11 protein-coding genes and 1 pseudogene are annotated in these 12,367 nt (G+C 62.3%); 7 read left to right on the forward strand and 5 right to left on the reverse strand.

Annotated features, from left to right (window positions below; translation table 11 throughout):
- The first annotated feature begins 472 nt into the window (after nucleotides 1–472).
- Nucleotides 473–808, forward strand: a complete 336-nt coding sequence (locus AC1DIM_RS19140; RefSeq protein WP_477712067.1) for a hypothetical protein — start codon at nucleotides 473–475, stop codon at nucleotides 806–808.
- A gap of 850 nt (nucleotides 809–1,658) precedes the next feature.
- Here AC1DIM_RS19140 and AC1DIM_RS19145 read toward each other — a convergent pair.
- Nucleotides 1,659–2,855, reverse strand: coding sequence for a Fic family protein (locus tag AC1DIM_RS19145; RefSeq protein WP_477712068.1), 1,197 nt, complete (start codon nucleotides 2,853–2,855; stop codon nucleotides 1,659–1,661).
- Nucleotides 2,856–3,093: 238 nt separating this feature from the next.
- On the opposite strand from AC1DIM_RS19145, the gene istA reads away from it, so the two are divergent.
- Together istA and istB are read left to right on the forward strand one after the other, a co-directional pair.
- Nucleotides 3,094–4,311, forward strand: coding sequence for an IS21 family transposase (istA, locus tag AC1DIM_RS19150; protein WP_477712069.1), 1,218 nt, complete (start codon nucleotides 3,094–3,096; stop codon nucleotides 4,309–4,311).
- Nucleotides 4,311–5,098, forward strand: a pseudogene (gene istB, locus AC1DIM_RS19155) (IS21-like element helper ATPase IstB). Before istA ends, istB begins: the two are co-directional and overlap by 1 nt.
- Before the next feature lie 389 nt (nucleotides 5,099–5,487).
- Here istB and AC1DIM_RS19160 read toward each other — a convergent pair.
- Nucleotides 5,488–5,724, reverse strand: a complete 237-nt coding sequence (locus AC1DIM_RS19160; RefSeq protein ID WP_477712070.1) for a hypothetical protein — start codon at nucleotides 5,722–5,724, stop codon at nucleotides 5,488–5,490.
- 140 nt (nucleotides 5,725–5,864) lie between these two features.
- A complete protein-coding gene (locus tag AC1DIM_RS19165; RefSeq protein WP_477712071.1) occupies nucleotides 5,865–6,086 on the reverse strand; it encodes a hypothetical protein in 222 nt (73 codons plus the stop codon).
- 32 nt (nucleotides 6,087–6,118) lie between these two features.
- Between AC1DIM_RS19165 and AC1DIM_RS19170 the strand changes: the two genes are divergently transcribed.
- The 4 genes from AC1DIM_RS19170 to AC1DIM_RS19185 all read left to right on the forward strand — a co-directional run bounded on the left by AC1DIM_RS19170 (nucleotide 6,119) and on the right by AC1DIM_RS19185 (nucleotide 9,016).
- A complete protein-coding gene (locus tag AC1DIM_RS19170) occupies nucleotides 6,119–6,811 on the forward strand; it encodes an MSMEG_4193 family putative phosphomutase (RefSeq protein WP_477712072.1) in 693 nt (230 codons plus the stop codon).
- A 24-nt stretch (nucleotides 6,812–6,835) separates the two neighbouring features.
- Nucleotides 6,836–7,390, forward strand: coding sequence for a DUF3090 domain-containing protein (locus tag AC1DIM_RS19175; protein WP_477712073.1), 555 nt, complete (start codon nucleotides 6,836–6,838; stop codon nucleotides 7,388–7,390).
- A complete protein-coding gene (locus AC1DIM_RS19180; protein WP_477712074.1) occupies nucleotides 7,390–8,157 on the forward strand; it encodes an SCO1664 family protein in 768 nt (255 codons plus the stop codon). Before AC1DIM_RS19175 ends, AC1DIM_RS19180 begins: the two co-directional genes overlap by 1 nt.
- Before the next feature lie 544 nt (nucleotides 8,158–8,701).
- On the forward strand, nucleotides 8,702–9,016 hold the full coding sequence (locus AC1DIM_RS19185) for a GNAT family N-acetyltransferase (protein WP_477712075.1): 315 nt from the start codon (nucleotides 8,702–8,704) through the stop codon (nucleotides 9,014–9,016).
- 189 nt (nucleotides 9,017–9,205) lie between these two features.
- On the opposite strand, the gene AC1DIM_RS19190 is transcribed toward AC1DIM_RS19185, so the two are convergent.
- Together AC1DIM_RS19190 and AC1DIM_RS19195 are read right to left on the reverse strand one after the other, a co-directional pair.
- Nucleotides 9,206–9,865 carry a dihydrofolate reductase family protein gene (locus AC1DIM_RS19190; RefSeq protein ID WP_477712076.1) on the reverse strand — a complete coding sequence of 220 codons (660 nt, stop codon included), beginning with the start codon at nucleotides 9,863–9,865 and terminating at the stop codon, nucleotides 9,206–9,208.
- Nucleotides 9,866–10,036: 171 nt separating this feature from the next.
- Nucleotides 10,037–11,482, reverse strand: a complete 1,446-nt coding sequence (locus tag AC1DIM_RS19195) for an alpha-amylase family protein (protein WP_477712077.1) — start codon at nucleotides 11,480–11,482, stop codon at nucleotides 10,037–10,039.
- Nucleotides 11,483–12,367 lie beyond the last annotated feature (885 nt).

Below are 12,367 nucleotides of genomic sequence, written 5' to 3' on the forward strand. Positions count from 1 at the left end.
CTCATTGAGCATCTTCTGGCCCTGTCGGACCTTGGCGATGACCTGCTCGGGGGTGTGTCTGCGTGCCATGATTCGTGAATTTCCTCCTGTGTCCATTCTCGGACACGAAACTCACACAAACACTGGACTTCTACCTGGGGACCCAACCAGCGTGTCTTGCCCTGCGTAGGCGGATGACCCGGACGGAGTGAAAAATGATCAACCCCACTCCAACGCTCACGAATATGTCATCTGGCCAGCGGGGCGATTCTGTGGCAAGCCTGTATACGGCTGGAACCATGGTGAATATGGCGAGGCCGATACCGAGCCAGGCTGAGAACCTGATTCGTCTTTACTCTTCCGACGACGATGCTCCTATAGGCATCAAATTAAGTTCGAGGTTCGTTGAACTGCCAGCGTCTTCGCGCATGAAGGCAGTTAGGCTGGTGCTTTCACAGCCTATTCAGGTTGCTGGATAGCGGAGGGGGAACGCATGAACCAGAACCAGTCTGGAGTAGTTGTATTTCACGAAGTGGACGAGGATAGAAACCCGCTGGCGGCAGCGGCTGAGGGACCAGTTGAGGATGTTGTCCGATCCGGTCTTAAGTTGAACCCGTTCATCGGGGTGCTGTGGCTGGTGGTCGCAGTGCTGGTTGTCGGTGGAGTCGCATTCCTTTTGAACGCTCCTTTGTCTGTTTCAATGACTGACCGGGTCAGCCTGGCTTACGTCGTGTTTTCATTTGCCCAGCCGGGTGTCTTTGTCGGACTCTTGACCTTCATGGGCCTGATGTTCTGGCATGCCTGGCAGTGGCAGCACCGGCGCGGCTAGCCCGGGAGAGGTGGGCCTAGGCTACTTTTTGCTCGATGAGCCATTGTCGGCAGGTCGTCGCTAGGTCGTCATTACGGGTGTGTCCGCGTTCCAGACGCGAAATGAGGGAAACCCATTGGCCAAGTTCACCGGCCACGGGCGTGATGGTGATCCCGAGTTCGGTCCGTATGCGGCGGAGGTCGGAGTTGTTCGGCGGAGCCGCTGCCGCAGGACTGATAATCGCCTTCTGGGCATGAGGCATCCCCCGCCGCTCCGCGAGGCTCCGCATCAATGACGGGGTTATGTTGTAGCCGTCAGCATCCCATAGAGGGTCCGTCTGAGGACCAGCTTGCAGGGTACTCAGGCGGGGGGAGCTGCAGAATTATTGAAGAGGACCCCCTTGCGGACCGCCCAACGGCCGATGGGTGGCCCAAGGGATTAGCATCACGGGCTCCCAGCCAAAACCCAACACGCTGCCCAACAGCCAGAACGCAAGAGCGGGTACAACGAAAAAGGCTCCGATGTGCACCCATTGATTCCGGACCGGGCGCAAGACATAGGCCAACACCCAGGCCAGTGGCGCGGCGAAGACTAGGGCAACTCCGAAGCCATATAAAACCGCCATGCCCAATAGGCCCCACACGTGGCCGGCGTTAGTCCCATTCCGCACGGCGGGTACGCCAAAGTACACGCAACCACGAGCAGGAGTACACCTACCCAGAGCGGAGTCGCGATCAGCCAGCCCTTGATGAACCTGTAGGCGTCCAGGACCACCCTGTTTGACCGAACTGCCTGCGGCTGCGCGGCGTCCCCCAACGCCATGGGGCCCAGCCTACCGATAAGCAGTCATTTGCGTCCCTTGAAGGATCCACTATCGGCGTCTCTTAGCCCGAGCGCCGAACTCGTCTAGAGCTCGTACGACATCCTTCGCCAGCCAAATCCGGTTGCGCCTTCCGGTCGAGATTTGGATAAGGATGTCGGCATCAACAAGGCGGTTGATAGCGACCTGCGCGTTGACGGCCGAGATGCCAAGTTGAGTTGCGGCGGCGGCGCTATCAATAACTGGCTGGCGAAGGAGGACATCCGCGAGCCGATGGGCCGAGGAGTCTCGTCTTGCCTTAATGCGGTCGCGCCACTCTAGCCGGACGGTTTCCAGGTCCTCGACGAGGGTGCGGCCGTTGTGCACCGCCGCGAACGATGCCTCGGCGATGGAGCGGACTATCGGGGCGATATCCCCCGAACGGTAAGCGCCGAGGGCATCGAAATAACGGCCAGTGTCGTGGTGCAAACCCGCGGAGACCGGAACGGCGACATTACGGGTCAGCTGCCCCCCGCGCAACATCGCCTGGATGAGTGCGCGACCGACTCTGCCATTGCCATCGGTGAAGGGATGAATCGTTTCGAATTGGGCATGGGCGATTGCGGTCTGAACAAGAACAGGTAGGTCGACGCGATTGGCGAAGGCGACGAGATCGTCCATGAGTACGGTGAGGCGCTCGTGATGGGGCGGGACGAACTGTGCTGTGTGGGGCCCGAGGCCCACTCCGCCGATCCACACCTGCTGATCGCGCCAATGGCCGGCGATGTCCGGGTTGCTTTGCTCGAGCAGCGCGCGGTGCATTTCCAGGATGGCGTGGCCATCAACGGATTCGGACAGGGCGAGAGCAGCTTGCATGGCTTTGACGTTGCCCACGATCAACTGCGCATTCCTCGAGCCGTGCTCACCGAGCTCCGCCAAGGCGATCTGTCGCGCGCCGCTGGTTAGATTCTCAATCTCTGAGCTGGAGGCACTTTCAGTGCGCAAGAGAATGGATGCGAACGGTGCTGCAATGTGTCCGACGTCGGCGTCGAAGCGGGCAAGCTCACTGGCGGCTTCTTCGGTCAGAGCCTGCAGTTCGCCATCGAGGTGGGTTGCCAGACCGGAAATGAACGGGGGCACGGCAGCCAGATACGGTCCGGCGGCCCGACGCTTCTGTGTGCGTGAGCCATACACGTCTTGAACGTTGTGCCAGTGCCGCTCTTCATAGTCGAGCGGGGGCCAGGCTGCCTCCTGTTCAAACATTGACATGACCCAACCATACCAATGCTTAGTTAATCATCCATTGTTATGCAGCCTCGGAATTCTAATTTGTTCCGAGCGACGCCTTCCGGCGACCGAGAACGGTTTCTGGTCGCCCGCTCAGGGTTGCCACTACAGGGCGACGTCAAACTTAGCGTTGCTGTGTTTGGACGGTGTCGGTGACGGTCGAAAAGTGAGCCATTGTGACGGTTGAAAACTGAGCCACCTGTTCCAAACGATTGGGTGGGTGATCACAGTGGAGGATTGGGCGCTTATTCGGCGGTTGCATCTGGCCGAGGGTGAGTCGATGAGGTCTATAGCGGCGCGCCTGGGGATTTCCCGGAACACGGTCGCGAAAGCTGTCAGTGCTGACGGGCCGCCAACCTATGTGCGTGCGCCGCAGGACTCCGGGATCAAGGTGGTGGAACCGGCGGTCCGTGCGTTGTTGCGGGAGAACCCGCGGATGCCGGCGACGGTGCTCGCGGAGCGTGTGGGCTGGTCCGGGTCCCCGGCATGGTTCCGGGAGAACGTGGCCAGGATCCGGCCGGAGTATGCCCCTGCCGATCCCGCGGACCGGATCAGTTACGAACCAGGGGACCAGGCCCAGTGCGACCTGTGGTTCCCCGAGGTCCGGATACCCGTCGGCGCCGGCAAGCCCAGGGTTCTGCCGGTGCTGGTGATGGTGTCCTCGCATTCGCGGTTCATCATGGCCAGGATGCTCCCGTCCCGGATGACCGGGGACCTGCTGGCCGGAATGTGGGAGCTGATCGGGTCCCTGGGTGCGGTGCCGCGGCGACTGATCTGGGACAACGAAACCGGCATCGGGCGGCGGAACAGCTACGCCGCAGGGGTCGCGGCGTTCGCCGGGGTCCTCGCGACCAGGATCGTGCAGGTCAAACCCTACGACCCGGAGACCAAGGGCGTGGTGGAACGGGCGAACGAGTTCCTGGAGACCTCGTTCCTGCCCGGGCGGACCTTCGCCTCGTCGGCGGATTTCAACACCCAACTCGCCCAGTGGCTGCCGTTGGCCAACGCCCGGCTGGTCCGGCGGACCGGGGCGCGGCCGGACCAGCTGATCGGCCAGGACAAGGCCGCGATGCTGGGGTTGCCGCCGGTTCCGCCCGTGACCGGCTTCGCGACCCGGGTCCGGCTCCCGCGGGACTACTACGTCCGGATGGGATCCAACGACTACTCCGTGCACCCGCAGGCGATCGGCAGGTTCGTCAACGTCACCGCGGACCTGGAAACGGTCACGATCAGCCTGGATGGGCGCTGCGTCGGGAACCACGCAAGGTCCTGGGGCGCCGGCCTGACCGTCACCGATGCCGACCACGTCGAAGCAGCCCGGACGATGCGGAATGCCTTCCAAAACCCGGCACCTCCAACAGACGCGGCAGGGTTGCGGGACCTGGCTGACTACGACCGGGCCTTCGGGGTCGTGCTCGATGACGGGCAGGTCGCGTGATGACCAACGCGAAGGAAACCGCCGGCCAGATCGAGTACTACTCCCGGGCCATGAAGGCGCCACGGATCCGGGAGGCAGCAACCAGGCTCGCGGATCAGGCCCGCGAGACCGGCTGGACCCATGAGGAATACCTTGCCGCGGTCCTGTCCCGGGAAGTCGCCGCCCGGGAAGCTTCCGGCGCTGAGATGCGTGCCCGGGCTGCCGGGTTTCCTGCCCGCAAGTCGCTGGAGGACTTCAGCTTCGACCACCAGCCAGGCCTCAAACGCGACACCATCGCGCACCTGGCCACGGCGCGTTCCTCACCGAAGCCTCCAACATCGTCCTGCTCGGGCCGCCCGGCACCGGCAAAACCCACCTCGCGACAGGCCTGGGGCTGCGCGCTACCCAACTGGGCCACCGGGTCCTGTTCGCGACCGCCATCGACTGGGTCGCCCGCCTCCAGGCAGCGCATCAGGGCGGGAGGCTGCCGCAGGAACTGGTCAGGCTGCGCCGCTACGGGCTGATCATCGTCGATGAAGTCGGCTACATCCCCTTCGAGCAGGACGCCGCGAACCTGTTCTTCCAGCYCGTCTCCTCACGCTACGAACACGCCTCGCTGATCCTGACCTCGAACCTGCCGTTCGCCCGCTGGGGAGACGTGTTCGGTGACCAGGTCGTGGCCTCGGCAATGATCGACCGCATTGTCCACCACGCCGAAGTCATCACCCTCAAAGGCTCCAGCTACCGGCTCAAACATGCACAGACAGACTCACTGCCCTCGACAAGACCGGAAAATACGGCAGAATAACCAACGTCAACGTGGCTCACTTTTCAGCCCACGAAATGGCTCACTTTTCGACCAGCGCTGACAGACGGTGCTGTTAGCTCCGGGTCGTGAATTGGAGTTGGATGTGCTTGAGCGCAGTGCGTGGAAAGCACAGACTGCGCGAGGCAAATGGACGCGTGCAGGCGAGCTGCGCTCGATCTCGGTGCCACCGTCCGCACCTCAGTCGAAGCTGGCTACGGCACGAACTGGATTTTGGACGCTGCCAGCCTTAGCCGCACAGATCTGGAAAGGGTCACTACGCGGTGAAGAGCTTCTGACCGTCACCAACGGAACGTCTGCAGTTTGGCAGCCCCCTATGAGGGCGTGTGCCCGTAAGCAGTCCGGCGATCGGTTGACCCGAGATGGATCAGCTACTCGTCCTCAGAAATCTCGTCGTTTGCCGTTTCCTCTATCCAGTCGATTGCCTCATCTGAGAGGAAAAATCCCTCCGGAACGTTGTCCCCAACCCAGGAAGCATCTGCCGTGGGTGTGCCTGTCACAGCTGTGATCTGATCAAGGATGTTCGACGGCACGACGTCACCGTTGTTGTTGATCAACCATTGTCGGGTTGACGGGTCCACCTTTGGCCACCACTCCTCAATGCGCATAGCTTTATCTTGACACGGTGCCAAACTGTCCGATAGCGGTCCGCTAGCGTGTGCGCCTGCGTGAGCTTCTATGACCTCGACCGCTGTGCAGACGAGTACTGAAATTTGCACGGGATTCCGCGAACGGACGTTCGGGATTTTTAGGCGTTCGGCTGGGTCTCGACGGTCAGCGTCTCCGGCGGACGGGACTCGACTTCGGCCGGGGGTTCTGGCTGTGCGGGTTCCTCCGGTTTTGCTGCGTCTGCCATGAGCTGGTCAATGCGTGCCGAGCCCGTCTGGGCGGCTTTGAGCGCGTCGGCATGCTTGAAGGGTTTTCGCCAGTGCTTTATCTGCCTGTTCGACGCGTGACCCTGTCGGTTCACACCGTCATCCAGCGGTTGGTTAGGCTGGGTGGATGGCGACAGTTATTCTCGTGCGGCACGGCCGCACCACAGCCAATGCCACTGGACTGCTGGCCGGTCGGGCCGTCGGCGTCAGCCTGGACCAGATCGGGCGTGACCAGGCGGCACTGACCGGAGACCGGCTCGCGGCCGTGCCCGTAGTTGGGGTGGTGTCGAGCCCTCTTGAGCGTTGTCAGCAGACCGCCCAGCTCATCCTCGATCGTCAGGCCGGCACGCCGTACGCGCCGGTCGATCTCGATCTCACCGAGTGCGATTACGGCCGATGGCAGGGCCGTATGCTCAGTGATCTCGCGACCGAGGATTTGTGGCCGGTTGTGCAGTCGCAACCGTCTGCCGTCGTCTTTCCCGGCGGTGAATCCATGGCCGCGATGCAGGCTCGGTCGGTGGCAGCGATTCGACGCCACGATGCAGCCTTCGAAGCCGAATACGGGGCGGGGGCCGTGTGGGTGGCGGTGAGTCACGGTGACATCATCAAGTCAATCCTCGCCGACGCGCTTGGCATGCACCTTGACCTGTTCCAGCGTATTAACGTGGGCCCCGCCTCCGTGTCGATCGTGCGCTACGGCGCTAGTCGGCCGAGCGTCTACGCGACCAACACCGACGCGGGTGATCTGTCGTGGCTGTCGCACGGCATCCACTCTGGCGATGCGCCGGTGGGCGGCGGTCCAGGGCAACAGGTGCCATGAACCTCATGGGGCTAAAATACTGACATGCCTACACGTGTTCACGAGTTTGCCTGGCCCGATCGGGTCGTCGTTGGCACCATCGGCCTTCCGGGGGCACGCACTTTCTACCTTCAGGTGCGCGCAGGGACGCAGATTGTGAGTGTTGCCCTGGAGAAGCAGCAGTCGGCTCTGCTCGCCGACAAAATCGACGAAATTCTCGACCAGCTTCGCACCGTGGAAGGCAACCCCCACAGCGTTCCCACCAGCACTCCCATCGAACTAGTCGACAATGACCAGCTCGAGGCCGTTCAGGAGCAGTTTCGGACCGGCGCCATGAGTTTAGGTTGGGATCCGACGACGGCGCAGGTCGTGATAGAGGCCTACCCGATCATGGATGTCGACCCTGATAGCAACGATGAATCGCTTGATGAGGACGCGGCCGACGTGCCCGAAATGCTGCTGGTGCGGATGCCGGTTGGCACGGCCCGCGCATTCGCCAGGCGCACGCGTGAGGTTGTGGGCGCCGGGCGTCCCGCGTGCCCGCTTTGCGGTTACCCCGTAGACGCGGACGGGCACGTCTGCACGCTGCCCGAGATCTGATGCAGGCGCCCGACCTGTTGACGGCTGAGCTGACGCTTACTGGGCGCATTACGACGGCGTCGAACGCCACCTTCCTGGGCAGCATCGGCGACACGACGGTTGTCTATAAGCCAATAGCCGGGGAGAAATCGCTGTGGGATTTTCCCGACGGCTTCCTTGCCCACCGGGAGGTTGCCGCCTACCTGGTTTCGGAAGTCCTCGGCTGGAACGTAGTGCCACGCACCTGGCTGCGTGATGGTCCGTTCGGCGAAGGGATGGTGCAGCTGTGGCAGGAGAAAGATCCCGACCAAAACGCGGTGGACCTCGTTGCGTCGGAAGACGTACCGGAGGTCGGCTGGAAACAAGTCCTCCAGGGTGAGGATGAGAATGGGCGGATGGTCGCCCTCATACACGAGGACTCTCCGGCGCTCAGACGCATGGCGGTGTTCGACGTCGTCGTGAACAACGCCGACCGTAAAGGCGATCACATTCTTGCCATGACGGACGGACATCGGCATGGCGTGGACCATGGGCTCACCTTTCACTGTGACCACAAGCTGCGCACGGTGCTTTGGGGGTGGCTGGGAGAGGCTCTGACCGCCGCGGAACGCGACGGCATCGATCGTGTCTACGAAGGACTGCACGGGGGGCTGGGCCGAAACCTGGTGGACTTGCTCAGCCCCGAAGAGATAGCATCGCTCGCCATGCGCTGCGACCGGTTGCGCTTGGCAGGGCGGTTTCCGGCTCCGAGCGGTGAGATGTCGGCGGTGCCTTGGCCGTTGTTCTAAGGCAACTCTCTGTTCCGAAGGTTTCGGCGCTGGGAGAGCCATCAACCGTGACCGGGAATTCGCTGCCAAACGTCGATAACAGCGCATCCGTCACGTTGAGTCGTCCGCGGGTGGACAAAGCCGCAACGGCGAGGCCTGCCAAAATAAGCCACAAATGGCTCCAAGAAGCGGTGATCGCCCACTGAAGAATCCCGCTCGCGACGGCGAAGGCACCGACAGCGAATAGCACTCGCGTTGTCTGCCAACCGAACAACCCCTGCCTGCGCCTCATTCATTCACTCTACGTGCGCCGCCAGGTCCTCCGGTGTCACGGATTGCGTTGGGAGAGGCGCACTCTGCTGAGATGGGTACCGCCGACCTGGCCGTATGCGGCTAGTTAGCATTCTGCGGCCAGGCCCTGAAGCTGGGCTTCATCCATGGCACCGATACTGGCTACGCTGTTCGCGCCCAGTTTGGCCCGGTCAGTATTCCCCAAACATGGCCACTCATTCCACCCGTAATTACCTGAGTGAAACTGAAGTGGGGTTGCATCTAGGATCGGAGAATGCTGATACGTGAGGCTGTCCCGGAAGACATCAAAGGTGTGCACGATGTCTGCGATGCCAGTGAACGCGACCGCTGGCCTGCGAACGTGCTCTACGTGCAGCAGGACCGTCTGGTGGTTGTCGCGCAAACAGAAGACAAGCTAGTAGGCGTGGCCAAAACTCACCTGCACCATGAGCCCGACGAAAGTGCTCCCGCCGGCCATTATTTAGGAGGCGTAATCGTCTCCCGCCAGTACCGCCGTCTTGGAATCGCCTCTGCGCTCACCCGGAGCAGACTGGAATGGATCTGGGCGCAGTCCAAAACGGCCTACTAGTTCGCCAATGAGCACAACACGGCATCGATCAGGATGCATGAGGCGTTCGGTTTCCACCCAATCGGTCGCTTTCCCAGCATCCACGGGGTCACTGCAGACGGCGGACGCTCAGAGCTTGTTCTCTTCGAGGCGTCACACTGAAGATTCCCGTCCCGTGGTGGTCGTCTGCGGGACGGCTCCCAAGCCGGCTTACCGGGCCGTGCGACGAGTGAAGATCATATGGACAACTCCGGACGGAGAATGGGTCGCTTCGATATCAAAGCGTTGTTCGAGTCCTTCCAGTCCGTCCCAGAGGCGTTCGCCCCGGCCCAGGACAATCGGTACGACGGCGATGTGCATGTGGTCGATCAGATCCGCGACGAGGAACTGTCGAACCGTGCTGACCCCGCCACCGATCCGGACGTCGAGGTCGCCGGCCAGGGCGCGAGCCTGCTGGAGCGCGGAGGCGGGGTCGGCGTCAACGAAATGGAAGGTTGTTCCGCCTTCCATCTCCAGTACCGGCCGAGGATGGTGTGTCAGGACAACCACGGGGGTGTGGAAGACAGGGTTATCGCCCCACCATCCCTTCCATTCCTCGTCCTCCCAGGGACCGCGTTGGGGGCCGAACTTATTGCGCCCCATAATCTCCGCGCCGATCCCGGGACCCCACTGGCTGGCGAACGCCTCGTCGATGCCGAAGGATGCCTCCGATTCCCCATGGAGGCCCATCGCGCGGAAGGTGCGCGTCCCGATAGCCCACTCCATTAGCCTTGAGCCTGCGTGACCGAACGGCGCGTCCAGTTGCTGGCCCTCGCCGGCGCCGAAGCCGTCGAGGGAGACCGAGAAGTTATGCACGCGGACGAGGGACATGTCATCTCCTAAAGTGCTGGCCGGTTCGCATCACTTTATGGTGATCGAACCAGCGACTCAAGAGCGGCGAGGAAAGAATCAAGCCGGGATGTGCGCGGGACCGCGTAGCGGATGCCCCTTCAGCGCGGCGCTCAAGGTCCTCGGCGCCGCTTGGCCCCTCGTCGCATCTGCTTAGCCGAGTACTGCCCACCCCCGCGGCGGCACCAGGACGGCGTTCGCACCGACGTCGACGGTTGCCTTGCCGGCGACGACGGCGGTGGCTCCCGCCGCGCTGATCCGCTGGGTGTCGTGCGAGAGGTTCAGTGCAACCACGAGGGCATCGGCGTCAACCGCGATGCGGTATGCAAGCACCTCGTTGGAGAGCTGGATGACGTCCGTGGTCGCACGGTGCAGCCATGGGTTCCGTCGCCGCACCCCGATGAGTTCCTGGTGCGCTGCGAAGATGGGTCTTCCCACGTCCGAGAGGCGGTCGGGGGAGGACGGGAAGAGCGGCCTCACGTCGTCGTCGCCTCCTGCCCTGTCCTCCTTGACGCCGCGGTAGCCCTGCTCGTCGCCATAGTAAATGGACGGTGTTCCGCCGACCGTGAGCAGGACGACGACGGCGTGCGGCACGAGCGCTGCATCGTTGAGCTTGCTCGCGATGCGGGTGACGTCGTGGTTTCCGATGAAGGTGAGCGGTGCGTAGGAGCCCAGAAGAGTGTTGTGCCGTTCGAATGCAGCCGCGAGTTCGAAGAAATTCACGTCGTTGAGCGAACTCCAGACGGCCTTCCAGAGCTCGTATTGCGTGGCGGAATCAAGTCCGCCGGACCGGACCGCCGCCGTATAGTCGCCGTGGATGTACTCGCCGACGAAGTACGCGTTCGGATGGGATGACCGGACGCGCGCGGTGACCGAGGCCCAGAACGACGACGGGACGGCATAGGCGGCGTCGAGTCGCCAGCCCGCCGCACCCCGGCGCAGCCAGTGCTCCATGACCTCTACGACGAAATCGGCGACGGCCGGCTCGTCATGGTTAAGCGCCACAAGGTGGTGGTGGCCCTCGAAGTCGCGGTACGCGGGTTCGACGCCGGGCGCGGCGTCGTCGGGCCACTCCAGCGAGAACCAGGAAGCAGAGTCCGCCGCCGGCCCGTGTGCAAGGACATCCTGGAACGGCGTGAAGGAACGCCCGGTGTGGTTGAAGACGCCGTCGAGCAGTATGCGCAGTCCGCGACGGTGTGCCTCGGCCACCAATGTGTCGAAGTCTCGGTCGGATCCAAGCCGGGGATCGATCCGGAAGTAATCCGTAGTGTCATACCCGTGCGTCTCCGACGCGAAGATGGGGCCAAGGGCGAGCCCCGACGCCCCGAGTTCCACGGCGTAGTCGAGCCACGGGACAAGGTCCAGCAACCGGTGGTCAGCGGCCGGTTCCAGCGTCGCCGTCTTCTCCGCGCCGACGAAGCCGAGAGGATAGACCTGCCACCAGATGGCGTGCTGGACCCAGTCAGGTTCGTTCATGGCGATGATGCCCTTCCGTCCGTTCCCGGCCCGCCCCCGCAGGGTGACGGGTTGGCCCGGGCGGGGCCAGCGTTCCTTCCAGCCTATATCGAGCAGGAGCTCGATGTTTCGGTGCGGCTGCATCGTGTGCCGTCGTCCGATAGAAAGGCCTAAGTACCTAACTGGTGACCGTGTGGCAGCCTTCAGCTCAGCTCCCGGGCGAACCGGGGGAGATGCCCTTGGCGAACTGCGGTGAACCAGCGGCGGACTCCGACTATGCCTGTAGCCACAAGATGGCCACGCCCGTCCGCAAAGCACAGTACATGCGAGCAGTAGTGGCGGGCGTCAGTGAATCCTCCATCCTCCTTGCATCGCGACCACGACGGCGGCAGCATTAATTACGGCATCCGCTAGAGGTTCACCCGCTCCGAGTTCCGGAAGCTTTACGTGGAGCTGCGCGTGCCGTTCGTCTGGCTCAACCGGGCATCGGCTGACACTGCGTTTAGGTCATTGTCTAGCGGGGCATTTTGATGCTGGGCGGCATGTACTTGGGTCGATTTGCGGTGGGGGTTGGGTGGGTGTATTGTTTTCTAAGTCGCCGCGAGGGGAACAGCTTGTAGCTGGTTACCGCGGGCGGCCAAACCCCTCTAATTTCAAGACCAATTGTTGGTTGTTCTTTTGAGCGCCTCGGTTTGGTGGGGGATGGTGTTTTCTGCTGGTGTGGGTCCTGGAAGATGGATTTGCATTGGGGCGGGGAACCGGGTAASTTTGAAAAGTTGCTCCGGAGCGATCCACGGCTGTTTAGTGCTGGTGGTGGTGCCGGGTGTGTCTGTTGTTTGAGAACTCAATAGTGTGCCAAGTTTGTTGATACCAATTGTTTATTGATTGGTTGAATTGACTGGATCGTGCCGCCCCTGTGGTGTGGTCTGGTTTTTACAGCTGGTTTCAAATTTTGCAGCCTTCGTCTTCCGTTATTTCCGGGGGTGTTGGTTGTGTTCGTTTTTGTTTTACTTCAACGGAGAGTTTGAT

The organism is Pseudarthrobacter sp. 01T43 (genome assembly GCF_056398665.1).